Here is a 23,422-nt window from a genome sequence, read left to right on the forward strand (position 1 = left end):
ACGAATCCGTCATCGACCTGATCGGTGACACCCCGATGGTGCGGCTGGGGCGGGTGGCCGAAGGCCTGGCCCCGGCCGTCGTGGCGAAGCTGGAGTACTTCAACCCGGGCGGCTCGTCCAAGGACCGCATCGCCCTGCGCATGATCCTCGACGCCGAGGAGGCGGGGCTGCTGCGCCCCGGCGGCACCGTGGTGGAGCCCACCTCGGGCAACACCGGCGTCGGGCTCGCCCTGGTGGCCCAGCAGCGTGGCTACCGCTGCCTGTTCACCTGCCCGGACAAGGTGTCGACGGACAAGATCGCGGTCCTGCGGGCGTACGGCGCGGAGGTGCGGATCTGTCCCGCCTCGGTCCCCATGGACCACCCGGACTCCTACCGCAGCACGGCCGCCCGGCTGGCCGCCGAGATCCCCGGCGCCTTCTCGCCGAACCAGTACGCCAACGCGGCCAACCCCGAGTCCCACTACCGCACCACCGGTCCGGAGATCTGGTCCCGGAGCCGGGGCGGCGTCACCCACTTCGTGGCGGGCGTCGGCACCGGCGGCACCATCTCGGGCACCGGGCGCTATCTCAAGGAGGTGTCCGGCGGCCGGGTGCAGGTGATCGGTGCCGACCCGGACGGCTCGGTCTACTCCGGCGGCACCGGGCGCCCCTACGTCGTGGAGGGCGTCGGGCAGCCGTCGCTGCCGGGCTCCTACGACCCGGCGGTACCGGACCGGATCATCAAGGTCTCGGACGCCGACTCCATCACCATGACCCGCCGGCTGGCCCGGGAGGAGGGCATCCTCACGGGGGGTTCGGGCGGCATGGCGGTGGCGGCGGCCCTGGAGGCGGCCCGTGACGCGGGCCCCGACGACGTCGTGGTCGTACTCGTCCCGGACTCCGGGCGCGGCTACCTCTCGAAGATCTTCGACGAGGCCTGGACGGAGCGCTTCGGCTTCGCCGACCAGCCCGGCGAAGGCCCCCGGGTGAGCGATCTGCTGGAGCGTCAGACCCCGCGCCGCGAGCTGGTGTTCGTGGATCCGCACGAGTCCGTGGCGGCCGCGGTGAAGCTGATGCGCGAGCGGGACCTGACCCATCTGCTGGTCGCCTCGGCCCCGCCCCCGGTGCGGCTCCCCGAGATCCAGGGCGTGCTGACGCCCGCCGCCCTCGCCAGGAGCCTGGCCCGGGGCGCGATCGGCCCGGACGACGAGGTGGCCGACCACATGGATCCGCCGCCGCCGCCCGCGGGCACCGGCCGGCTGGCGGCGGGCGTGCTGGCCACGCTCGCCGGGGCCGGGGCCACCGCCGCCGTCGCGGTGGCCGGAGGCCTGCCCGAGGGCCTGGTCACCGAGGCGGACGTGCTGGCCCTCCTCGGGTGACGGCGACCGATCGACAGCTTCCTGACGCGACGAAGGCGAGAAGAGGCAGACATGGCACAGATCCTCTCCTACGAGGACCCCGCCGGCCGGGTGCGGGGCTGGCTGGCGTACGACGGTGACACCGCCCCGCTGGCAGCCGGCGGCTGCCGGATGCGGCCGGGCCTGGGGGCGGCCGAACTGGCCGGACTGGCCGGGAGGATGACGCTCAAGCAGCGGGTGCTGGGCCTCAACGTCGACGGCGCCAAGTGCGGCGTCGACCACGACCCGAGGGCCGCCGACGCCGAGGAGGCGATGAGCGGCTTCCTGGCCTTCCTGCACGACGAACTGCACCAACGGTTCAGCATGGGCTCGGACATGGGGACCCGGTGGGACGACCTCCAGCGGCTCGCCGCCGGCCAGGGGATCCCCTCGGTCAAGTACGCGGTGAAGACCGCCCAACGCCTCAGTGACCACGACTTCTTCGCCCGCATGGCGAGCCTGGACGAACAGGCCGGGCTGCTCACACTGAGCGGCCGGCGGGCGGGCCACGTCCTGGCGCACGCGGCGATCGGCGCCGCCCGGGCGGCCGGCGGCTCCGGGAACCTCTCGGTCGCCCTCCAGGGCTTCGGCACCCTGGGCAGGGCAGCCGCCTGCACCTTCCTGGAGGAGGGCGTACGGGTCACGGCGGTCTCCGACGAGTACGGCTGTGCGGCGGACCCGGCCGGCCTCGACCTGGAGCGGCTGCTGCGCAGCGCCCCGGGCACGCCCGTCCCGGAGCTGGCCCCCGGGCGCACCCTGCCGGGGAACGCGTCACTGTTCGGGGTGTCCGCCGACGTCCTGGTGCTGGCCGCCGGTGCCGACGCCGTCGACGCGGAGCAGGCCGGGAAGCTCGGCTGCCCGGCTGTCGCGGTCGGCGCCAACCACGGGCTGACCGACGCGACGGAGGACGCCCTGCACGCCCGGGGGGTCCTCGTCGTACCGGACTTCATCGGCGGGATCGGCGGTTCGGCGTCCATGGAGGCGCTGTTCGGTGCCCGTACGGTGCCGAGCGCCGCCCAGGTGCTGTCCCGGTCCGCACATCTGACCCGCCAACTGGTGGACGAGCTGTTCACGGTGGCCCGCCGGCACGCCGAGAGCCCGCGCTCGGCCGCACTGCGCCTGGCGGAGCGCACCCGGATCGACGCCTCGGCCCCGCCGTACGGCACCTGCCCGTATCTCAAGCCGAGCGACCTCTGAACCACCCCGTTCCAGCCTCTGACGCCCGTCCTGAGGGGATGCCATGACCACCCACACCCACCTGGATTCCGCGACCGAGCCGTGTCGGCACGAACGCGGCCACATCACCGACTCCCGCTTCTACGGAAACCGCTACGCCTCGCCGGACAGCCGCCGCATCTTCTGCGACGTCTGCCGCAAGCAGCGGTGGCTCGACATCGAGGCCGCGCTCGCGCTGGCGCAGGCCGAGATCGGCATGATCCCGCAGGACATGGCGGACACCATCGCGGCCACCGCCCGCCTGGAGCACATCGACCTCGACGACGTGCAGCGGGAGATCGAGCGCTCGGGCCACTCGCTGGTCGGGCTGCTGCGCGTCTTCGAGGAGGCCTGCGGCCCGGACGCCGGGCAGTACATCCACTACGGGGCCACCACCCAGGACATCCAGGACACCGGGCAGAGCCTGGAGATCCGCGATGTGCTGGACGTGCTCCAGGCCCGGCTGACCTCGCTCGTCGCGACCTTCGCCACGCTGGCGGAGCGGCACGCCGAGACCCTGGCCCTGGGCCGCACCCACGCGCAGCCCGCCCTCCCGATGAGCTTCGGCCTGAAGGTGGCCGGCTGGACGGACGAGCTGTTGCGCCACTACGAGCGCGTCGAGCAGCTGCGCGAACGCGCGCTGGTGGCGCAGCTGTTCGGCGGCGCGGGCACCATGGCGGGCTTCGGCGACCAGGGCCCCGACCTGCTGGAGCGGTTCGCCCGCCGCCTCGGCCTGGACACCCCGACGATCGGCTGGCACGCGGCCCGTGACCGGCCCACCGAGTTCGTCAGCACCCTGGCGATGGTCACCGGCACGCTCGGCCGGATCGCGGACGAGGTGCGCACGCTGGTGCGCCCCGAGTTCGGGGAGCTGTCCGAGGCGTGGCGGCCCGGCAAGGTCGGCAGCAGCACCATGCCGCACAAGCGCAACCCCGAGCGCCTCGAACAGGTCGTCGTGATGGCCCGGCTGACGGGCGCGCAGGCGAGCGCCTCCTTCGCCGCGCTGATCGGCGACCACGAGCGGGACGCCCGCGCCCTGCGGATCGAGTGGTCCTGCGTACCCGATGTGTCGCACTACTGCCTGGCCGCCTGCGACATGATGCTGGAGAGTGCCACCGGCCTCCAGGTGCACGTGGACCGGCTGCGGGACAACACCGAGGTCGCCGCCGACCGGGTCATGTCGGAGCGGCTCATGCTGTCGCTGGGCCGCCAGATGGGCAAGCAGCGGGCGCACGAGCTGGTCTACGACATCACGCAGCAGGCGCAGACGCAGTGCCGGCCGGTCCGGGAGGTCCTGGAGGAGCACACGCGTGCGGCCGGGATGCTGACCTCCGCGGAGCTGGACGAGATCTTCGACGCATCCGGCTACATGGGGTCCTCCGCGGTGCTGACCCTGCGCGCGGTGGCCGACGCCCGTAAACGACTGGCCGTCATGGACACCGTGTGAGCCGGGCGGAGCCGCGGGCCCGCCGGGCGCGCGGCTCCGTCGTGTCAGCCGCGCCCGGCCATGGCGGCGCCGTTGATCTGGACGATCTGCCCGGTGAGGTATCCGGCGTCCGGTCCGGCCAGGTGGGCCACGGTCGCGGCGACCTCGTCGACGGTGCCGCCCCGGCCCATCGGGGCCTGCGCGGCACGTCCGGCGTGGAAGTCCGGGGACATCCGGTCGCCGTAGAACTCGGTGTCCTGGATGTAGCCGGGCGCCACGATGTTCGAGGTGATTCCCTCCGGCGCCAGGCGCAGGGCCAACTCCCAGGACCACGGGTGCAGGGCCGCCTTGGCCGCGCCGTAGGAGCCCGAGCCCCGCAGCGCGGCGATCGACCCGACGGTGACGATCCGGCCGCCGGGCCGCCGCAGCGCGGGCAGCAGCGCCTGGGTCAGCAGCACCACCGGGAGCACGTTGCCGGTGAAGTTGGCCGTCCAGTCCCGGCGTACGCCGTCCAGGTCGGCGGCCGGGGCCGCGGCGAGGTTCCCGCCCGCGTTGTTGACCAGCACGTCCACGGGCCGTCCCGGCGCGGTGATCTCGCGGGCGGCCCGCTCCACGTCCTCGGGCACGCTCAGGTCGGCCACCACGACCTGGGTCCGCCCACGTCCGAAGGACTTGTCCAGCGCGTCCGCGGCCTCCCGCAGCCGGTCGGCGCGCCGGCCGATCAGCACCAGGTCCGCTCCCGCCGCTCCGAGGCGCTCCGCCACCGCCCGCCCGATACCGGTGGCGCCACCGGAGACAACCGCGAGTGTGCCCACGTCGAACCTCCCCCGCCCGCTCCGGAGCGGGCCTCGTGCGGTCGTGGCCGACTCCGCGACCGCGCACAGCTGTTCTCGCAATCTACGGCCAACTCCCTGAGAGGCGCTCGAGTATGAAGAGATATTTCAGTGTGTACGCGCTCGCGGTGATCGTGCCCGGTGCGGTCGCCGCCTGGCTGCTGGTCCGGCTCACGGACGGCTCGGGCGGCACCGCTCCACAGGCCGGTTCGTCGGCCGAGGCCGCCTACCGGCTGCTGCTGGCCGCCGCGGCCGTCGTCGCGGTGGCGGCGCTGGGCGGCTGGCTGGCGCGCCGGGTCGGGCAGCCGGCGGTGGTCGGTGAGCTGGCGGCCGGTATCGCGCTCGGCCCGTCGGTGCTGGGCGCGCTGGCCCGGGGGCCGCAGGAGTGGCTCTTCCCGGACACGGTCCTGCCGCACCTGGACACCCTGGCGCAGTTCGGCGTCGTCTTCTTCATGTTCCTGGTCGGGGCGGAGCTGCCTTCGGGATCGCTGCGCACCAGCGGACGTGTCGGGATCCTCATCGGGCACGCGTCCATCGCGGTGCCCTTCGCGATGGGCACGGCCATGGGGCTGTGGCTGATCGACCGGTATCCGCCGGTGCACTCCAGCCGGACGGCGTACGTGCTGTTCATCGGGCTGGCCGTGTCGATCACCGCGTTCCCCGTGCTGGCCCGGATCCTGGCCGAACAGGGACTCCTCGGCACCCGGCTGGGGGCGACGGGCATGACGTCCGCCGGGATCAGCGACGTGACCGCCTGGGTGCTGCTGGCCGCGGTGATCTCGACGGTGCGCGGCACCTCGCTGACGGCGGCGGCGCTCTCCATCGTCTACGTCACCCTCTTCGCCGTCCTCATGCTGGGGGTGGTGCAGCCCTTGGTGGCCAAGGCGGTGGCCCGGGCCGACGCCGGTGAGCTGTCCAGGGACGCGCTCTGCGCCGGGCTGGTCTTCCTCGTGCTGATGAGCGCGTTCGCCACCGACCGGATGGGACTGCACGCGATCTTCGGGCCGTTCATGGCGGGGGCGATCATGCCGCGCGGCTCCCGGGTGATCGAGGACCTGACCCACCGGATCCAGGGCGTCACCGTGTGGTTCCTGCTGCCGCTGTTCTTCGTCACGGTGGGGCTCCGCACCGACCTGGGGAGCCTGAGCGGGGCCGGCACCTGGCTGGTGTGCCTGCTGATCATCGCCGTGGCCGTTCTCGGGAAGGTCGCGAGTGCGACCGTGGCGGCCGCCGCCACGGGTGAGTTCACGAGACGGGAGTCGCTCGCGATCGGCGCGATGATGAATTGCCGGGGACTGACCGAACTTATCGTGCTGAGCGTGGGTGTCCAACTGGGTGTGCTGAACGGCGAGCTGTTCTCCATGTTCGTCTTCATGGCCCTGGTCACCACCGCCATGACCGGGCCGCTGCTGCGCAGGCTGCTGCCCCAGGCGCCCGTCCCGGACGCCCCGCCTACGGCACCCGCGGTGCCCACCGGGGTGCACCCCAAGGCGACTTGACGGTTCGTCAGCCCGCTGTCAGCGCGGTGGCAGCGGGCTCTGTCATAGTTGTCTTCGGGAGCAGGAAGAAAGCGGAAATTGCTTCCGGGAGAGGTTCTCGTAGCGGCCCAACGAGTTCCGTATTTCATATGGAAAGGCTTCACGGCCTCCGCAGGTTCGAATCCTGCCCTCTCCGCCGTGGCGGTGCCGAATTTGTGAGGTGTCACTCATGCACGACGCGAACGCGTTGATCGGCACGGCCGAGGAATCCGTGCGCCGGCTCGGGCGCCGGGGGTACGCACTCGACGTACCCCTGCTGGAGAAGCTGGTCCAGGAACGGGTGCGCGGCATCACCCGCGCCGACGAGCTGCGGGCCCGGATGAACCGGCTGACCCGGTCCATCCAGGACGCCCCCGCGGCGGACCGCCCGCGCCTCGCCCAGGAGGCACGCGCGGGCAAGGCGGAGGTGCGCGAGGCGGACCGGGCGCGGCTGGAGCACGAGACGGCCCTGCACACGCATCTGCTCACCGTCCCGAACCTCCCGCTCGACCGGGTGCCGGACGGCGGCCCGCAGGACGAACCCCATGAGGTACGGCGCTGGGGCAGCGTCCCCGAATTCTCCTTCACCCCCCGCGACCACGTCGAACTCGCCCGTTCCCAGGGCCTCTTCGACCCGGACCGGGCCGGCAAGCTCTCCGGGGCGCGCTTCGCGGTGCTGCGCGGGGCGGGGGCCGCGCTGGAACGCGCGCTGGCCGCGTTCCTCCTGGACCTGCACACCCGCGAGCACGGCTACCGCGAGTACAGCCTGCCGCACCTGGTGACCCGGGAGACGATGACGGGCACCGGGCAGCTCCCCAAGTTCGAGGAGGACCTCTTCCGGACGTCGGTCGGTGAGCGCGAGCTCTTCCTGATCCCGACCGCCGAGGTGCCGCTGGTCAACCTGTTCCGCGAGGAGACCCTGCCGTCGGCCGAGCTGCCGATGGGCCTGACCGCGCACACCACGTGCTACCGCTCGGAGGCCGGTTCCTACGGCAGGGACACCCGGGGCCTGATCCGGCTGCACCAGTTCTCCAAGGTCGAACTGGTCCGGCTCTGCCACCCGGACGACGCCGAGACCCAGCTGGACCTGATCCTCGGCCATGCCGAGGAGTGCCTGCGCCGCCTGGGACTGCACTACCGCGTGGTGGAGCTGCGCGCGGGCGACCTGGGCTTCTCGGCCCGCCGCACCTTCGACCTGGAGGTGTGGCTGCCGGGCCAGCAGGCGTACCGGGAGATCTCCTCCGTCTCCGACTGCGGCACGTTCCAGGCGCGCCGGTCCCGGATCTCGGTCCGCACGGGCGCGGCCAAGGAACCGCTGGTCACCCTCAACGGCTCGGGCCTCCCGCTGGGCCGCACCCTGGTCGCCCTGCTGGAGCAGCACCAGGGCGAGGACGGCTCGCTCACCGTGCCGCCCGCACTGGTCCCGTACACCGGCTTCACCGCGATCGCACCCGACGGCACTCCGGTCCCCGCCTGACCGGTCCCCGGAGCGGGCCGCCGGATCGCCCGTCCTCAGGACGACTCGCGCACCACCAGCTCGGTGGGCAGCACGATCCTCGGGCGTTTCACCGCCCGGTCCTCCGAGCGGTTCGCGATCTCCTGGAGCAGGACCCGGGCCATCGTGCGGCCCATCTCCTCGATCGGCTGGCGGACGCTCGTCAGCGGGGGGTCCATGTGACGGGCCACCGCGGAGTCGTCGAAGCCGATCAGGGCCACGTCGTCCGGGATCCGGCGGCCGGACTCGCGCAGGACCTGGCGGGCGCCGGCGGCCATCACGTCGGATGCGGCGAAGACCGCGTCCACGTCGGGGCGGCGGACCAGGAGCTCGCGCATGGCGCGGGCACCGCCCTCCTCGCTGAAGTCGGCGGGGGCGATGAGCCGTTCGTCCGGGTCGAGCCCGGCGGCGGCGATGGCTTTGCGGTAGCCGTCGAGGCGGCGCTGCGCGCCGTACACGTCGAGGCGTCCGGTGATCGTGGCGATGGAGCGGCGGCCCCGCGATATGAAGTGGTCGACCGCGGCGCGGGCGCCCTCGAAGTTGTCGGAGTCGACCGAGGGCAGTGTCTCCGTCGCGTGCCTGCGGCCGCTGATCACCGAGGGCATGCCGAGCTGCTCCAGCAGGTCGGGCAGCGGGTCGTCCGCGTGCACGGAGACGAGCAGGACACCGTCGACGCGGTGCGCGGTCAGGTACTGGGCCAGCCGGCGGCGCTCGCGGTCGTTGCCCGCGAGGGTGAGCAGCAGCTGCATCTCGGTGTCCGCGAGGGCGGCCCCGACCCCGCGCACGATGTCGGAGAAGTACGGCTCGGCGAAGAACCGTGTCTCGGACTCGGGGACGACGAGCGCGATGGCGTCCGTCCGGTTCCCGGCGAGCGCGCGGGCCGCCCGGTTGGGTACGTATCCCAGCTCCGCGACGGCCGCCTCGACGGCCTCCCGGGTCTGTGCGCTGACCCGCGGCGAGCCGTTGATGACGCGTGAGGCCGTGCCACGTCCCACTCCGGCCCGTGCCGCCACTTCTTCGAGCGTGGGCCGCCCGCCACTCCGTACTCGCGCTGCCGCCATGGCTGCCTCCCGTTCGCGGTCAATTTCTCACAGCGGGACGAGGCAAACCAAGTCCCTCCGTACGATCCCTGACACTTGTCAGGACCGACCGGTCCCTTCGTAGCGCCATCTCTTGGGAGCGCTCCCAAGCCTACGGGGTCACTGTGACGAACAGGTAAGGCGGGCACAGGGAAGCGGGGCCCGGCCGACGGCCGGACCCCGCGATCCGTCCAGGTCAGACGGTGCCGTCGCCCTGGGGCAGGGCGTGGCGGCGGATCACGTCGGAGTACCAGTGGGCGCTCGCCTTGGGGATGCGGCGCTGGGACGCGTAGTCGACGTACACGGCGCCGAATCGCTTCGAGTAGCCGTACGCCCACTCGAAGTTGTCCATCAGGGACCACAGGAAGTAGCCGCGGACGTCCGCGCCGTCGGCGATCGCGCGCTGTACGGCGTCGAGGTGCCCGTGCAGGTAGGAGATCCGCTCGGGGTCCTCGACCTTGCCCTCGGGCGAGACGTAGTCGTCGAAGGCCGCGCCGTTCTCGGTGACCATCAGCGGGAGACCGGGGTGGTCCCGGTGGGTGTCCATGAGGAGGGCGTAGAGCCCTTCGGGGTCGATCGACCAGTCCATCGCGGTGCGCTCCTTCCCCTCGGCGAGGTGGAAGGCGACGTGCTCCGAACCGGGCCACGGGGAGTGGTCGCTGGCGCCGTGGGCGTCGCTGCGCGCGTAGCCCTCCCCCTCCACCGGTGTGGAGACCAGCGTCGGGGTGTAGTAGTTGACGCCGAGGGCGTCGAACGGGCGCGAGATGGTGGTGAGGTCGCCGTCCTTGACCAGCTTGGACCAGTCCACCAGGTGCGAGGTGTCGGCGATCAGGTCCTCGGGGTACTCGCCGCGCAGCATCGGACCGGTGAAGACACGGTTGCCGACGGCGTCGATCCGGCGGGCGGCGTCCACGTCGCCCGCGCTGTCGGTCAACGGGCGGACCTGGTGGAGATTGAGGGTGACCGAGGTCTGCGCAGCAGCGGGGAGTTGGGCGCGCAGAACCTCGATCGCCCGTCCATGGGCGAGGTTGAGGTGATGGGCCGCCTGCAGCGCCGCTGCGGGCTCGGTGCGGCCGGGGGCGTGCACACCGGATCCGTAACCGAGGAAGGCCGAGCACCACGGCTCGTTGAGGGTGGTCCACATGCCGACGCGGTCACCGAGGGCGCCGGAGACGATGGCGGCGTAGTCGGCGAAGCGCTCGGCGGTCGCGCGCTCGGGCCAGCCGCCCGCGTCCTCGAGCTCCTGGGGCAGGTCCCAGTGGTAGAGGGTGGCGACGGGCATGATGCCGGCGTCGAGGAGCTCGTCGACGAGCTTGCGGTAGAAGTCCAGGCCGCGCTCGACGGCGGGGCCGCGTCCGGTGGGCTGGACCCGGGACCAGGAGACGGAGAAGCGGTAGGCCTTGAGGCCGAGCTGCTTCATCATCGCGACGTCGTCGCGGTAGCGGTGGTAGTGGTCGGCGGCGATGTCACCGGTGTCGCCGTTGCGGACCTTGCCGGGGGTGCGGCTGAAGGTGTCCCAGATGGACGGCGTGCGGCCGTCCTCGGCGGCGGCGCCCTCCACCTGGTAGGAGGCGGTGGCCGCGCCCCAGAGGAAGCCCGTGGGGAAGTTCGTTGCCTCGGGCGCCTGCTTCGGGGTGATGTCGGGTCGTACTGCAGTCATGCGGGAGCGCTCCCAAGAATGGACGAACAAGGACAGGGAAGTGCGGGGACCCCGGGACCCGTACGGCCTGTGGTCAGGTACAGGCCGTACGGGACGGACGGGGTCGGACCGGGGGTGGAACGGCGGACGGAACGGGGGCCCGGCTCAGCCCTTGACCGCACCGGACATGATGCCGCCGACGATCTGCTTACCGAAGATCACGAAGACGACGAGCAGCGGCAGTGTGCTGATCAGCGCACCCGCCATGACGATGCTCTGGTCGGGCACGTAGGAGGCGCTCAGCTGGCCGAGGGCCACCTGGAGCGTGGGGTTCTGCTGGTTCAGCGCGAGGTACGGCCAGAAGAAGTCGTTCCAGGACTGCACGAAGGTGAGCATGCCGAGCACCATCATGGCCGGGCGGGCCACCGGGAGCACGATGCTCCACACGATGCGCAGGTTGTTCGCCCCGTCCACCCGGCCCGCTTCGATGAGCTCGTACGGCAGTGCCTCGATCAGGTACTGGCGCATGAAGAACACGCCGAACGCGCTCACCAGGGTCGGGAAGATCACCGACTCCAGCTGACCGCTCCAGCCGATGTCCGACATCATCATGAACAGCGGGACGACGCTGAGCTGCGGCGGGATCGTCAGCGTGGCGATGACCATGGTCATCAGCGCGCCGCGGCCCTTGAAGCGCATCTTGGCGAAGGCGTACCCGGCCAGGGTGCAGAAGAACAGGGTCGCCAGGGTGATGCTGGAGGACACGATCACCGTGTTGACGATGGCCTTGCCCAGGTTGGCCTGCTCCCAGGCCGCCTCGAGGTTGTTGAACAGGTTCCCGCCGGGGATGAGCGGCGGAGTGGTGTCCAGCACCTCGTCCTGGGTACGGGACGCGGCGACGAGCGTCCAGTACAGCGGGAACAGCGAGCCGAGGCCGACGACTGTGAGTGCGAAGTAGGCGAAGGGACCCGCGTGGTGCTGGCGGCCGGCTCCGGGCTTGAAGCGGAGGCGGCGCGGAGACTCGTTACGGCCCGGGGCCTTGGAGACGCGGCGGCGGTCCGGAGCGGTGACGGTACTGGTGGTGGTCATGGATATAGCTCCCCGTCAGGCCGCGGTCTTGCGCATGAAGCGCCCGATGAGCCAGTTGATCGCGGCAATGAGCAGCAGCAGGACGAGCATGGCCCAGGCGACCGCGGCGGCCGGACCGAGGTGTCCGAGGTTCCAGCCGTAGTTGTAGAGGTAGATGCTGAGGGTCTCGTACTGGTGCTCGGTGCCGCCCTGGGCTCCGATCTGACCACCCTCCAGCAGCAGGGGCTCACCGAACAGCTGCATGGATCCGATGGTCGAGATGACGATCGTGAAGAGGATCGTCGGCCGCAGCGCGGGAATCGTCACGTTGCGGAACTGCTGCCAGCGCGAGGCTCCGTCGAGCGAGGCGGCCTCGTAGAGATCGGACGGGACCGCCTGCATCGCGGCCAGGTAGATCAGGGTGTTGTAGCCCGTCCAGCGCCAGATCACGATGACGGCGATGGCGATGTTGGACGTCCAGTGCCCGTTGGCCCAGTTCGTCTCACCCACGCCGAAGAAGCCGAGGACCCAGTTCAGCAGACCGCCGTCGGCCCGGAACACCAGGGCGAAGACGAGGGCCGCGGAGGCCACCGAGGTGGCGTAGGGCGTGAGGATCACGGTGCGCCAGAAGGTGCTGGCCCGCAGTTTGTAGTTCAGCAGGTGGGCGAGGCCCAGCGCGATCATCAGCTGCGGGACGGTCGAGATGACACCGATGACGAAGGTGTTGGTGACCGCGGTCCAGAACTCGGAGTCCTGGAGGATGTTGCTGAAGTTCTCCCAGCCGACCCATTCCATCTGGTCGAGGCCGGTCATCTCCACGCGGTGGAGCGCGATCCAGCCTGTGTAGATGAGCGGGTAGAGCCCGAAGGCTCCGAAGACGAGGAAGAAGGGCGCGATGTAGGCGTACGGGGACGCCTTGTCGTCGAATCGCCACAGCCGGCTGCGCCAGGCCTGGCGTCCGGGAGTCATGGGCTTCGGAGCGCGACGGCCGGGCCGCGATCCGTGTGCGGCCCGGGTGGGGGTCGAGGTTGCCACAGGCGGGAGTCCTTCCCTGGGGTGTGCCGACACCGCAGGGGCAGGCCGGACCTCTGGTCAGGTCCGGCGGAGGTGTCGGAGAAGGTGCGCGGTGCCGGTAGGGGAACCGGCACCGGTGCGGGCGGGCCGGGACTGGAAGTCGTCCCGGCCGCCCGCACCGGCGAGGGTCAGCCGATCACCTTGTCGATGGCCTCGGTGGCGGCCTTCCAGGCGTCGTCCGGCTTGGTGCCGCGCTGCTCCATGTTGTTGATCTGGGTGGAGATGGTGTCCTTGATGACGCCGTCCTTCGGGCCGAGCACGGCCGCGGGGATGAGCTGTGCCTCCTCGGCGTAGAGCTCACCGATCGGGGCGTTGTTGAAGTACTCCAGCTTGGCGGTCTTCACGTCGGCGAGCTCGTAGGCTCCCTTGTTCGACGGGAAGAGACCGGCGGTCTTGAAGACGGCGGCCTGCTGCTCGGGCGCGGTCAGCCACTTGACGAGCTCACCGGCCTCCTTGACGTGCTTGCCCTTCGCGGGCACGGAGAGGAACGAACCGCCCCAGTTCGCCGCGGTCTTGCCCGGGGTGAGGGCGATGTCCCACTTGCCCTTGAACTCGTCACCGGCGTACGTGGAGATCTGCGCGGCCATCCATGCGGGGCAGGCGACCGTGGCGATGCTGCCCTTGCGCAGGGCCGCCTGCCACGGCGGGCTGAACTGGGCCAGGCCCTGGGTCAGCTTCTTGTCGACCGCCTCGGCGGCGAGCTTCCAGCCCGCCTGCACACCGGCGCTCTCCTTGTAGATCGGCTCGCCGTCCTTGGAGTAGTACTGCTCCGAGTCGGAGCTGACCACGCCGTTGTACATGGCGCTGGCGGAGTCCATGAAGAAGGTGTCCTTGGGCGCCTTCTTCTTGTACTCCTCACCGAGCGCGAGGTAGTCCTCCCAGCCGCCGGAGAGCTTCGCGGCGACCTCGGTGCGGTCGGCCGGCAGACCGGCCTGCTCGAACAGGTCACGGCGGTAACAGATCGACATCGGGCCGATGTCGGTGCCCGCGCCGATGACCTTGCCCTCGTCGGTGCTCGCCTGCAGCGCCTTCCAGTTCACCCACGCGTTGGTGTCGATCACCTTGGAGAGGTCGGCGAACGCGTCCGCCTTGGTGTCGACGAGCTCCTTGACGCGGCCGACCTCGATGCCCTGTACGTCGGCCAGCCCGCTGCCCGTGTTGAGCTGCTGGAGGAACTTGGGGTAGTAGACCTTCTCGTCGGCCGTGACGTTTTCCTTGACCGTGATGTTCGGGTGGAGCTCGTGGTACTTCTCGAAGAGCCCCGCCTCCTTGTAGCCGAACTGTCCGAAGTCGGCGACGGTCAGGGTGATGTTCCCGTTCGCGTCGGCCTCGTCGGACTCCGAACCGGAATCGCTGCAGCCGGTCAGCAGCAGGGCGGCGGCCGTGAGGCCCGTGGTGGCCATGACGGCGGTTCTGCGGCTTCGACCTGCGACGGTGCGGGTGATGCGCATTCCACTACTCCTTGTTCCAGGGTGGGACTGGCGTTCAATCTGCTCGGCATACGCGCTGGTGGTGCGGTGCCAGTGGTACGGAGAGGACATGGGCTGTGTCGTCCCCGTACGAGCGAAAAACCTCGTTCGATATGGGAGCGCTCCCATGCGCTGATGCCGGAACATTGCTGCCTCAAGGGGGTGGGTGTCAAGAGTTGAAGACGCTTCCGTTGCCTGAGTGTGTCCTGCAAGTCACGCGAACGTGTCCGACCGAGGGCTTGCGTTAACCCCGGTGCCCTGCATGCGGGAATCGCCGACCCTGGAATTCCCCCTGGTCACAGGGGTGTTGAGCGCGGGGTCCGCCTTCCGCGCGCGATTCGGGCCGACTGCGGGGGGAATTTCGGCGAGGGGTTCGGACGGGCGCCCGACGCCGCCGCCACCCGGAAAGCGCCCGCCGGAAAATGAACGGGGCACGGAGCCGTGGGGGTGCTCAGGGGGGTCCGGGGGCGGTTCCGCGTTCTTTCCCCGAACTCCGGTTCACGGTGGGGAGGTTCCGCTTGGGCGGGTTTGCGTGCCGGAGCGGGGCGGGGGCGGAAGCGAAGCGCCTGCAGGAGAAAAGGGGGCGCACCCCGGCCGGGTGTGGGGGGTGTGGGGCCGGCCGGGATGCGCGCGGGGGGTGGCGGTCCGAGAGGTGCGGGGGGGGTGGTCCGAGAGGTGCGGCTGTGGCGGTCGGAGAGGTGCGGGTGGCCGAGAGGTGCGGCTGTGGCGGTCCGAGAGGTGCGGGGGGGGTTCCGAGAGGTGCAGGGGGGTCCGAGAGGTGCGGGGAGAGTGCCGCAGGTCAGGTGGTCCGAGTCGTACGGGGGGCGGGGGTGGCCGGTCCGGGGTGGGTGCGGGGCTACTTGAAGGCGCCGAACGCCTTGGTGAAGGCCAGCGGCTCCTGGAGGATCGAGCTGCAGGTCGCGTCGGCGGCCGGCTTCGTGCCGCCCGCGCACTCCTTGTCTCGCGTGCCGGACCACATCGCGAGCCGGCCGATACCCTTCTCTTGAGCGAACTTCACCAGCTGCGTGGCGTCCTCGACCGTGAAGATCTCGGTGACGACATCGTTCACGCCGATCATCGGGGTGACCGCCACCGCTTCCCAGGCCGCCGCATCGGAGAGCCCCAGCACGCCCTTGATCTGGGCCTGCGTGGCGGTGGCCGCCCGGGTCGCATAGTCACCCATGTCGCCGCTGTACGAGGCCCCGTAGTCCATGGCCATGATGTTGACCGCGTCGACCGTGACACCGTTCTTCTTCGCGTCTGCTATCAGGTCGACGCCCGGCTGGGTCAGCCCCTCGGGCATCACCGGCAGGGTGAAGGAGACGTCCAGGCCGGAGTGGGACTTCTGGAGCTGGGCGATGGCCTGCGAGCGGCGTGAGTTGGCCGCCGTGTCGGGCAGTGCGCCGCCCTCGATGTCGAAGTCGACCTTGGTGAGCCCGTACGTGTCGATGACCTTGCCGTACGCCGTGGCGAGCTCCGCGGGGGTGGAGCAGTGCAGGGCCAGCTCCGCGCCCGCCGCACCGCCGAAGGAGACCCGGACGTCGCCGCCCCGGGCCCGCAGCGCGCCGATCTGGGCGGCCACCTTGTCGTCGCCGAGTCCGGTCACCCCGCCCCACAGCGGGGTGCAGCTGCCGCCCGAGGTGATGAACGCGAGGTTGAACTCCTTGACGCCCGTCGCACCGGCGGTGTCCAGCAGGTCGTACGCAGGGTAGAGGGAGGTGTCGATGTACGGGGCGAATCCGGCACCGGTGGCCGTGCCGCCGCCGTCACCGCCGCCGGACGTCTCCGAGGGCTCCGGCGTCGGTTCGGCCGTCTCGGACTCCGTGGGGGTGGGTTCCGCCGTGGCCGTCGGGCTCCCCGTGGGCCGCCCGCTGGGCTCCGGGGTCGCCCCTGTGCCGGCGGAGCACGTCGCGTCGTCGATGAGGCAGCCCGCCGGGTCACCGGCGGTGCCGGACGAGGCGGTGACGAAGCCGACCGTCACGGACGCCCCGGGGGCCAGGTCCTTGTTCCAGCTCGCGGGCTTCACGGTGACGTGGTCACCACTGACGGTGTGCTCACCGTTCCAGAGCGAGTCGATCTTCGTACCGGCGGGGAGGTCGAATTCGAGCGTCCAGCCCGACCGGACCTTGTCCGTCTCGTTGGTGACGACGTACTGCCCGGTGTAGCCGCCGGTCCAGCCACTGGTCCTGGTGTACGTGGCACCGACCGCCGCCGCCTGCGCCGTGCCGGTGAGTGCGAAGACCGTGCCGCCGATGACCGCTGCGGCGACGACGGCGCCGACCGCCTTGGTGCGGGTGCTCGCCGTGCGGCGGTGCGTGCTGGTGCCCATCGCGTTCCTGCCTCTGTCGTACGGGGGGTGGTGGTTGCGTCTGCACGCTAGCCGCCCCGAACCGGGCAAAAGGCGCTCTTGGGACCTGGGCCGGTGTTCTTAGGGCTGGCTTAAGGAGTGCATCGGTGCCGGTTAAAGGTTCGGGCCGGCACCGGGGGTTCCCTGGACCCTGTGTTCCGGACCGTCACTCCGCGTCGCCGCTCCCCTGGCGACGCGACGGCCGAACCGCTTCCCGCCCCGCTTCCCCACCCGGTGCCCCCGGCGCGCCCGCTCGGACGGGCCGCCGTCGAGCCCGATCCAGATGCGTACCTCCGTACCGCCGAGGACCGAGCGTCCGATCCGCAGGTCGCCGCCGGTGGATTCGGCGACGCGGCGGACGATGTCCAGGCCGAGTCCGGTCGAGCCCACGGTGCCGCCGGCGCTCCGTCCGCTGGCCCCCCGTGCCAGGGCGGCCTTCGGGTCGGGGATGCCGGGTCCGGCGTCCGAGACCAGGACGAGCACCGCGTCACCGCTGTGGTGCACGTCGACGGAGAAGGCGGTGCCTTCCGGGGTGTGCCGGAAGACGTTGCCGAGCAACGCGTCGAGCGCGGCGGCCAGTTCAGGTCTGGCGACCGGGATCCGTACCGTACGGTCCACTCCCGCGAGCCGGACCGTACGCCCCTCGTCCTCGGCCAGGGCGGACCAGAAGCCCATGCGTTCGCGGATCACCTCGGAGGCGTCGCAGCCGGCGCCCGCGCCCGTCTGCAGGCCCTGGGTCTGGGGCCGCTGCTCACGGGCGGTGCGGATGATCGTGTCGACCTCGCGCTCCAGCTGCTCGACCGCCGCCCGGGTCTGATCGGCGGCGGGACCCTCGCCCAGGGAGGCGGCGTTGAGGCGGAGCACGGTCAGCGGGGTGCGCAGCCGGTGCGAGAGGTCGGCGGCCAGTTCGCGCTCGTTGGCGAGCAGTTGGACGACCTGGTCGGCCATGGAGTTGAACGCGACGGCCGCGGACCGGAGTTCGGTCGGCCCCTCCTCCGGGACCCTGGTCCCCAGCCGCCCCTCCCCCAGGTCCTGGGCGGCGCCGGCGAGGCGTTGGGCGGGCTCCACCATCCGTACGCCGAGCCGGTCGGCGACCGCCACCGAGCCCACGATCAGCGCGATGCCGACACCCGCCAGCACCAGCCAGGCGGTGTCGACGCCGTTGGAGACCTCGGCCTCCGGCACGAACACCTCGACGACGGCGATGTCCCCGGAGCCCAGGGCGGTCGGCTGGAGCAGCGCGTGACCGCCCTCGACCTCGGCGATGGAGGCGCGCCCCGACTCCCGTACGGTCTCCAGGTCCTGGCGGGTGGCGCGCCGGGTGCCGATCTCCAGGCGCCGGCTGTCCGGCTCGCCCGCGGCGGGGACGTGCACGGCGAGCCGTCCCCTGCCGCCCGGGTCGGTGGAGAGGACCGCGCGGGTCAGCTCCTCGCGGTCGGTGGTGATGGTGAGGGTCGGGCCGATGGTGGCGGCCTGCCGCTCGGCGTCGGAGAAGGCGCGGTCGCGGGCCATTTCCTTGATGACGAGCCCGAGGGGCACGGCGAACGCGATCACGACCATGGCGGTGACGGCCAGGCAGACCTTGACCAGGGCCCATCTCATGCGGGCGGCTCCGGCGCCGCCCGGGGGGCGGGCTCCGGGGGTTCGAGCTTCACGCCGACGCCGCGCAGGGTGTGCAGGTAGCGCGGCCGGGCCGCGGTCTCGCCCAGTTTGCGGCGCAGCCAGGAGAGGTGGACGTCGATGGTCTGGTCGTCGCCGTAGGACTGCTGCCAGACCTCGGCCAGCAGTTCCCGGCGCGCGACGACGACTCCGGGGCGTCCGGCGAGGAAGGCGAGGAGGTCGAATTCCCGTCGGGTCAGGTCCAGTGCCGTGCCGTCGAGTTCGGCCTGGCGGCGCAGCGGGTCGATGGAGAGCCCGCCGACCTGGATGACGCGCGGGGGCGGTGCCTGGGCGCCGGCGCCCGTGCGGCGCAGGACGGCGGCCATGCGGGCGGAGAGGTGCTCCACCGAGAAGGGCTTGGTCAGGTAGTCGTCGGCGCCGTCGTTGAGCAGCCTGACTATCTCGGCCTCGTCGTCGCGCGCGGTCGCGATGATCACGGGTACGTCGGTGATGGACCGCAGCATCTTCAGGGCCTCTGCACCGTCGAGGTCGGGCAGCCCGAGGTCGAGTATGACGACGTCGAAGCGGAAGTGCGCCACTTCGCGCAGCGCTTCGAGCGCGGTACCTACACTCCGCACCGTGTGGGAGGCCTCGGTCAGGTGCCGGATGAGGGCGGAACGTACGAACTGGTCGTCCTCGACCACGAGCACACTTGGCATGGGCGGCACCGTAGCCCATACGGAGGAGCCCGGTCCCCTCCGGGACGGCAACGGGGCGGGTGGGGCAGGATGTCCCCGATGCAACGAGGATTCGTACACGCGATCGCGTGGTCGCTCGCCACCGGTGCAGCGGTCACCCTGTCGTGGTGGGGTGTGCACACGGTGATGTCCGGGACGGTGTACGAGCCTCCGCGCGCCCTGCCGATCTCCGTGGGCGCACTGGACGGCGGGACCACGGACGCGCCGGTGTCCTCGTCGACGCACCGCGCCCTGCCGTCGCCCTCGGCCGGTGCGACCGCCTCACGCACCACGTCGCCGCCCTCGCCGCGGCCGTCGAAGAAGCCTTCCGCCCGTCCCTCGTCGAGCAGTCAGGCCCCGCCCGGGTCCTCGGCGCCCGCGGCGGCTTCGGGTGATGTGCGGAGCTATCCGACGCGCGGCGGCCGGGTGGTGCTGGAGCTGGCGAGCGACGCGGCGAAGCTGGTCTCGGCCACGCCGGAACAGAACTGGTCGATGCAGGTGTGGACGATGGCGGAGTGGATCCGGGTGGACTTCAGCGACGGGGCCGGGGCGACGGTCTCCGTCTTCTGCACGTGGAACGGCCATCCGCCGACGGTGCAGATCGTCGACCAGTAGGCCGTCGGCGGCCTCGTCCGCCGCCCGTCGTGGACCGGGCCGTGCACCGGGTTGCGCACCGGTCCGTGCACCGGGTCGTTACGAGAAGGCGCCGGGCGGCGGGACGGGTGAAGGCCGGGCCCCCTCGTCGGTGACGACGGCGGCGCCGCCGGTGAAGTCGGCGAGGGCCCGGCCGTGTTCGACCCGGCCGGGATGCGGGTCGCTCGCGACCCGCCGGGTCAGCTCGGCGACGGCGATCGGCAGGTCGGAGGCGACCAGGACCGCGTTGCCGAAGCGGCGGCCCCGCCAGACGGTCGGGTCTGCGGCCAGGGCCAGTTCGGGGAAGAGCGAGGCGGCCGTGGCGACCTGGCCGCGGAGGTGGGCGAGCGGCGGCCCGTCGGCGAGGTTGGCGGCGTACTGGCCGCCCGGCCTCAGCACCCGGCGTACCTCCGTGAGGAATTCCGCGGAGGTGAGGTGGGCGGGGGTGCGGGCGCCGCTGAAGACGTCCGCGACGACGAGGTCCGCCCAGCCGTCCTGGATCCTGCCGAGCCCTGCGCGGGCGTCCACGGAGCGCACCCGTATCCGGGCCTGCGGGTCCAACGGCAGTTCGCGGCGGACCAGTTGGACGAGTGCCGCGTCGATCTCGACGATCTGCTGGGTGGACCGGGGCCGGGTCGCCGCGATGTACCGGGCGAGGGTGAAGGCCCCACCGCCCAGGTGCAGGACCTGGAGGGGCTGGCTCGGGGGCGCGGCGAGGTCGATGACATGACCGAGTCTGCGCTGGTATTCGAACGAGAGGTACGAGGGTTCGTCCAGGTCCACGTGCGACTGCGGGGCGCCGTCCAGCAGCAGGGTCCAGGCGTGCGGGCGTTCACGGTCGGGGACGAGCTCGGCGAGACCGCCGTCCACCGTCTCGGCGACGGGCTCCTGATGGCGCTCGGACCGCTTCCGGGCGCTCGCACCCTTGGCCGGCGCTCCTCGACGTGCCACGCGCCCTCGTCCTCGCTCGCCTGTACGGGGCCGGACCCTGGGGTGGACCGGCGACGGCGGGAGATCCGCCTACCAGGCCATTATGGCCTCAGCGGCAGTTGTCGGCCGCCTCGATGAGCCGGGCCGCCTGGTCGAGGGCGGCGCGGAGCACGGCCGGGTCGGTGACCTGGGAGTCCTCGGCGGGCGGCAGGAGCCAGCCACCGCCGGTGACGGGCGGCTCGGCGGGGAGGCGGAGTCCGCGGCCGTCCGTCCGCGTACAGGCGCTGCCGGGTACGTCCCAGGCGTCGGCCGTACCGGGCGGCACCAGGAAGCCGAGGGTGGCGCAGGCCCCGTCGTGCAGGACGGGGCCGACGGCGTCGTGGTCGGCGCCCCGGCGCAGGATGTCCACGGCCTCCAGGCCCTGACGTGCCGGGACGGTCACCAGGTCGCACGGTGCGGTTTCCGGGCCGATGTGCAGCAAGGGAACCCCTCCTCTCGTCGCCGAACGGAGCTACGCCCCGTTTCCTCATGGACCAACGCGCCGACGGCGTCAAGGGCTACGGCGCCATGCCGCCGCAAAGGGTGGCAGTTCATGGCGGATCACGGACGAGATGTCTGCTTTGTAGCGAAACACCGCATGCGTGTCTCGTCACAGCGGGTACGTTCTTGCTCCGCCGGGACACCGGAAGCAGGCGCCCGGCTGCACCAGAGAGGGCCCCGCCATGGTGACACGGGCAGTTCCCAACCTCGTCTTCCGTCGGCTGCGCGGACAGCGCTCCGCCGGTGAGTTCGCGGCGGCCGTCCGCAGGGCCGCCCGTGAGATCGGTGAACAGGTCTCGTGCGACGCCCGGTACGTCGGACGCGTGGAGTCCGGCGAGATCCGCTGCCCCAACTACGCGTACGAACGGGTGTTCCTGCACATGTTCCCCGGGGCGACCCTGGCGGATCTGGGCTTCTCGGCCCGCGAGAGCGTGCGCGGCCGGGGAGCACACCGGACACCCCGTCCAGCCCCTGACCCCCTTTCCCCCATGCTCGACAGTGACATCGACGAGGAGTGCGACGTGCTGCGTCGCGTGTTCATGACGAGCGGCACCGCCACGGTGGCGGCCGCGTCCCTGGGCCTGGGCGGCGGAGCGTCCGCCGCCGGCCCGATCACCGTTCCCCCGCAGCGCCGGGTCGGCGAGGCCGAGGTGAGTGCCGTCGAGGAGGCGGTGCGGCAGATCCGGCTGCTCGACGACCGGCACGGTGCGGACGGGCTCTACCGGCGGGCCGCCGAGCCACTACGGGCCGCGTACGCCCTGCTCGACGCGGGGACCGCGGCCCGCCGCAGCACCGCGGACCGGCTGCACGCGGGCGCCGGGGAGCTGGCCATCTCCGTGGGCTGGCTGGCGCACGACTCGGGCCGCTTCGAGGACGCGCGCTCGCACTACGCGGAGGCGCTCGCCACGGCACGGCTGGCCGGGGACCCCGCTCTGGAGGCGCACGCCTTCTGCAACGCGTCGTTCCTGGCCAGGGACACGGGGAAGGCCCGGGAGGCGGTCCGCGCCGCGGAGGCCGGTGGCCGTGCCGCCCGCCCGCTCGGCTCCCCACGGCTGCTGGCGCTGCTGGCGCTGCGGGAGGCGGGCGGCCGGGCCTGGCTCGGGGACCGTACGGGGTGCGAGCAGGCGATCGGGCGGGCGCGCAGGGCGTTCGAGCGGGGCTCGTGCCCGGCCGACCCGGAGTGGATGAGCTTCTTCCGCGAGGCGGAGCTGGAGATGCTGGAGGCGCAGTGCTGGTCGGCGCTGGGCGACTGGCCGAGGGCGGCCCGGCACGCCCGCCGGGCCACCCGGCTGCAGGACCCGCACTTCACCCGGAACCTCGCGCTGTACCGGGCGCAGCTGGCCGGTGACCTGGCGCGGGCGGGGACGGCCGACGAGGCGTCCGCGGCGGGCCACCAGGTGCTCGACCTCCTGGACCGGGTCCAGTCCTCCCGTATCCGGGGGATGCTGGCGAGCGCGGTACGGGTGCTCAGGCCGCGGGGCGGCCCGGAGGTCGCGGCGCTCCTGGACCGCTACGAGGAGCTGCCGCCCGGCGTGTGAGCACGCGGCCGGACGGCCGGGTCAGCGCTCCAGGTGTCCCGTGTCGTTCCAGCGTTCCAGGGCCGGCATCCCGTACGCCCATCCCAGCACCGACAGCGACGTCGGTTCCAGCCGGATCCGGGCGGCGAAGGAGATGTCCTCGCCGAGCCACCGCGCCCCCAGCGTCCGCAGGATGTGGCCGTGGGCGAAGACCAGGACGTCCCGGTCCGAGGAGCGCACCCATTCCACGACCTCGTCCGCGCGGGCCGAGACCTCGGCCAGGGTCTCGCCCCCGGGGACGCCGTCCCGCCAGATCAGCCAGTCAGGCCGGTCCGCCTTGATCTGTGCCGGGGTCAGGCCTTCGTAGTCCCCGTAGTCCCACTCCATGAGCGCGTCCCACGGCTCGGCCCGCTCACCGAATCCGGCGATCGCGCACGTCTCGGCCGCCCGGACGAGCGGGCTGGTCCGCACCTCGGCTCCGGGCAGCCCGCCCCAGGGCTCCCGGTGCAGGCGCTCGCCGAGCAGTTCGGCGCCCTCGCGGCCGGTGTCGAGAAGGGGAATGTCGGTCCTGCCGGTGTGATTGCCCTGGACGGACCACTGTGTCTGGCCGTGCCGGGCGAGCAGGATTCGCGGTGCCATGACGGCTCTCCCTGAAAATGCCGAGATCCGATGATCCGGGGACCCTAGGATCTGATGGGTCCGGGACAGCGGTGTCCGGGACAGCGACGGGCGGCAACGTCGGCACGCCGGGGGACGGTGCGGACGAAGCCCCGCTCCATCATCTCTCACGCCCCCCGAAGGCAACCTGCGGGGCACTGTCGGCGTCCCTCCCACCGCACGACCGGGAGCGCCCGCGGGGAAACACCCCGGGGGAAATCCAGGGCGGAAGACCGCCGTACGGTTGAACGCCCGCCGTCGACCGCATGAA

19 protein-coding genes and 1 tRNA gene are annotated in these 23,422 nt (G+C 71.9%); 8 read left to right on the plus strand and 12 right to left on the minus strand.

Annotation, left to right across the window (positions count from 1 at the left end):
- The first annotated feature begins 11 nt into the window (after positions 1-11).
- Genes OG524_RS13140 through OG524_RS13150 form a run of 3 tightly spaced genes read left to right on the plus strand, consistent with a single transcriptional unit; the run spans position 12 to position 4,038 of the window.
- A complete protein-coding gene (locus OG524_RS13140; protein WP_405393204.1) occupies positions 12-1,358 on the plus strand; it encodes a pyridoxal-phosphate dependent enzyme in 1,347 nt (448 codons plus the stop codon).
- 51 nt (positions 1,359-1,409) lie between these two features.
- Positions 1,410-2,573, plus strand: a complete 1,164-nt coding sequence (locus OG524_RS13145; protein WP_405810307.1) for a Glu/Leu/Phe/Val dehydrogenase dimerization domain-containing protein — start codon at positions 1,410-1,412, stop codon at positions 2,571-2,573.
- A gap of 43 nt (positions 2,574-2,616) precedes the next feature.
- Entirely contained in the window at positions 2,617-4,038 is a 1,422-nt protein-coding gene (locus OG524_RS13150; protein WP_405810309.1) for an adenylosuccinate lyase family protein, read from the plus strand.
- A gap of 44 nt (positions 4,039-4,082) precedes the next feature.
- Here OG524_RS13150 and OG524_RS13155 read toward each other — a convergent pair whose 3' ends face one another.
- On the minus strand, positions 4,083-4,832 hold the full coding sequence (locus tag OG524_RS13155) for an SDR family NAD(P)-dependent oxidoreductase (RefSeq protein ID WP_405390654.1): 750 nt from the start codon (positions 4,830-4,832) through the stop codon (positions 4,083-4,085).
- A gap of 113 nt (positions 4,833-4,945) precedes the next feature.
- Here OG524_RS13155 and OG524_RS13160 point away from each other — a divergent pair, with 113 nt between their 5' ends.
- The 3 genes from OG524_RS13160 (at position 4,946) to serS (ending at position 7,844) form a co-directional block, all read left to right on the plus strand.
- Entirely contained in the window at positions 4,946-6,349 is a 1,404-nt protein-coding gene (locus OG524_RS13160; protein ID WP_405390653.1) for a cation:proton antiporter, read from the plus strand.
- Positions 6,350-6,436: 87 nt separating this feature from the next.
- Positions 6,437-6,524: transfer RNA gene (locus tag OG524_RS13165), tRNA-Glu, on the plus strand.
- 33 nt (positions 6,525-6,557) lie between these two features.
- Positions 6,558-7,844: a serine--tRNA ligase gene (gene serS, locus OG524_RS13170; protein ID WP_405390651.1), complete on the plus strand. Its 1,287-nt coding sequence runs from the start codon at positions 6,558-6,560 to the stop codon at positions 7,842-7,844.
- A 35-nt stretch (positions 7,845-7,879) separates the two neighbouring features.
- On the opposite strand, the gene OG524_RS13175 is transcribed toward serS, so the two are convergent.
- The 8 genes from OG524_RS13175 to OG524_RS13210 all read right to left on the minus strand — a co-directional run bounded on the left by OG524_RS13175 (position 7,880) and on the right by OG524_RS13210 (position 18,856).
- Complete coding sequence (locus OG524_RS13175; protein ID WP_405390650.1) at positions 7,880-8,923, minus strand: LacI family DNA-binding transcriptional regulator; 1,044 nt, start codon at positions 8,921-8,923, stop codon at positions 7,880-7,882.
- A gap of 214 nt (positions 8,924-9,137) precedes the next feature.
- On the minus strand, positions 9,138-10,601 hold the full coding sequence (locus OG524_RS13180) for a GH1 family beta-glucosidase (RefSeq protein ID WP_405390649.1): 1,464 nt from the start codon (positions 10,599-10,601) through the stop codon (positions 9,138-9,140).
- 144 nt (positions 10,602-10,745) lie between these two features.
- A complete protein-coding gene (locus OG524_RS13185) occupies positions 10,746-11,669 on the minus strand; it encodes a carbohydrate ABC transporter permease (protein WP_405390648.1) in 924 nt (307 codons plus the stop codon).
- Positions 11,670-11,684: 15 nt separating this feature from the next.
- Entirely contained in the window at positions 11,685-12,683 is a 999-nt protein-coding gene (locus tag OG524_RS13190; protein WP_405390646.1) for a carbohydrate ABC transporter permease, read from the minus strand.
- 167 nt (positions 12,684-12,850) lie between these two features.
- Positions 12,851-14,173: an ABC transporter substrate-binding protein gene (locus OG524_RS13195; RefSeq protein ID WP_405390645.1), complete on the minus strand. Its 1,323-nt coding sequence runs from the start codon at positions 14,171-14,173 to the stop codon at positions 12,851-12,853.
- An 874-nt stretch (positions 14,174-15,047) separates the two neighbouring features.
- The gene (locus OG524_RS13200; protein ID WP_405810313.1) at positions 15,048-16,520 is read right to left on the minus strand and encodes a cellulose binding domain-containing protein; all 1,473 of its coding nucleotides are present in this window, start codon (positions 16,518-16,520) and stop codon (positions 15,048-15,050) included.
- A gap of 132 nt (positions 16,521-16,652) precedes the next feature.
- Positions 16,653-18,140: an ATP-binding protein gene (locus OG524_RS13205; RefSeq protein WP_405390642.1), complete on the minus strand. Its 1,488-nt coding sequence runs from the start codon at positions 18,138-18,140 to the stop codon at positions 16,653-16,655.
- On the minus strand, positions 18,137-18,856 hold the full coding sequence (locus OG524_RS13210; RefSeq protein ID WP_405810315.1) for a response regulator transcription factor: 720 nt from the start codon (positions 18,854-18,856) through the stop codon (positions 18,137-18,139). The genes OG524_RS13205 and OG524_RS13210 overlap by 4 nt, the downstream gene beginning before the upstream one ends.
- A 78-nt stretch (positions 18,857-18,934) precedes the next feature.
- Here OG524_RS13210 and OG524_RS13215 point away from each other — a divergent pair, with 78 nt between their 5' ends.
- Positions 18,935-19,489, plus strand: coding sequence for a hypothetical protein (locus tag OG524_RS13215; protein WP_405390639.1), 555 nt, complete (start codon positions 18,935-18,937; stop codon positions 19,487-19,489).
- Between the two features lie 78 nt (positions 19,490-19,567).
- On the opposite strand, the gene OG524_RS13220 is transcribed toward OG524_RS13215, so the two are convergent.
- Together OG524_RS13220 and OG524_RS13225 are read right to left on the minus strand one after the other, a co-directional pair.
- Positions 19,568-20,458, minus strand: a complete 891-nt coding sequence (locus OG524_RS13220) for a spermidine synthase (protein ID WP_405390638.1) — start codon at positions 20,456-20,458, stop codon at positions 19,568-19,570.
- An 88-nt stretch (positions 20,459-20,546) separates the two neighbouring features.
- Positions 20,547-20,918, minus strand: a complete 372-nt coding sequence (locus OG524_RS13225) for a hypothetical protein (protein WP_384499758.1) — start codon at positions 20,916-20,918, stop codon at positions 20,547-20,549.
- A gap of 241 nt (positions 20,919-21,159) precedes the next feature.
- Between OG524_RS13225 and OG524_RS13230 the strand changes: the two genes are divergently transcribed.
- Positions 21,160-22,515, plus strand: a complete 1,356-nt coding sequence (locus OG524_RS13230; RefSeq protein ID WP_405810318.1) for a tetratricopeptide repeat protein — start codon at positions 21,160-21,162, stop codon at positions 22,513-22,515.
- 21 nt (positions 22,516-22,536) lie between these two features.
- Here the strand turns inward: OG524_RS13230 and OG524_RS13235 are convergent, their stop codons facing one another.
- Positions 22,537-23,133, minus strand: coding sequence for a histidine phosphatase family protein (locus OG524_RS13235; RefSeq protein WP_405390635.1), 597 nt, complete (start codon positions 23,131-23,133; stop codon positions 22,537-22,539).
- Between the last annotated feature and the right edge of the window lie 289 nt (positions 23,134-23,422).

The sequence above is a fragment of the Streptomyces sp. NBC_01520 genome (assembly GCF_045040375.1).
In the GTDB taxonomy this organism is placed as follows: domain Bacteria; phylum Actinomycetota; class Actinomycetes; order Streptomycetales; family Streptomycetaceae; genus Streptomyces.

Bases quoted from the DNA above. Each gene is read 5' to 3' on its own strand.
- OG524_RS13205 (WP_405390642.1), bottom strand. From the start codon at position 18,140: ATGAGATGGGCCCTGGTCAAGGTCTGCCTGGCCGTCACCGCCATGGTC.
- OG524_RS13195 (WP_405390645.1), bottom strand. From the start codon at position 14,173: ATGCGCATCACCCGCACCGTCGCAGGTCGAAGCCGCAGAACCGCCGTC.
- OG524_RS13185 (WP_405390648.1), bottom strand. From the start codon at position 11,669: ATGACCACCACCAGTACCGTCACCGCTCCGGACCGCCGCCGCGTCTCC.
- OG524_RS13150 (WP_405810309.1), top strand. From the start codon at position 2,617: ATGACCACCCACACCCACCTGGATTCCGCGACCGAGCCGTGTCGGCAC.
- OG524_RS13160 (WP_405390653.1), top strand. From the start codon at position 4,946: ATGAAGAGATATTTCAGTGTGTACGCGCTCGCGGTGATCGTGCCCGGT.
- OG524_RS13180 (WP_405390649.1), bottom strand. From the start codon at position 10,601: ATGACTGCAGTACGACCCGACATCACCCCGAAGCAGGCGCCCGAGGCA.
- OG524_RS13200 (WP_405810313.1), bottom strand. From the start codon at position 16,520: ATGGGCACCAGCACGCACCGCCGCACGGCGAGCACCCGCACCAAGGCG.
- OG524_RS13175 (WP_405390650.1), bottom strand. From the start codon at position 8,923: ATGGCGGCAGCGCGAGTACGGAGTGGCGGGCGGCCCACGCTCGAAGAA.
- OG524_RS13210 (WP_405810315.1), bottom strand. From the start codon at position 18,856: ATGCCAAGTGTGCTCGTGGTCGAGGACGACCAGTTCGTACGTTCCGCC.
- OG524_RS13215 (WP_405390639.1), top strand. From the start codon at position 18,935: ATGCAACGAGGATTCGTACACGCGATCGCGTGGTCGCTCGCCACCGGT.
- OG524_RS13145 (WP_405810307.1), top strand. From the start codon at position 1,410: ATGGCACAGATCCTCTCCTACGAGGACCCCGCCGGCCGGGTGCGGGGC.
- OG524_RS13230 (WP_405810318.1), top strand. From the start codon at position 21,160: ATGGTGACACGGGCAGTTCCCAACCTCGTCTTCCGTCGGCTGCGCGGA.
- OG524_RS13235 (WP_405390635.1), bottom strand. From the start codon at position 23,133: ATGGCACCGCGAATCCTGCTCGCCCGGCACGGCCAGACACAGTGGTCC.
- serS (WP_405390651.1), top strand. From the start codon at position 6,558: ATGCACGACGCGAACGCGTTGATCGGCACGGCCGAGGAATCCGTGCGC.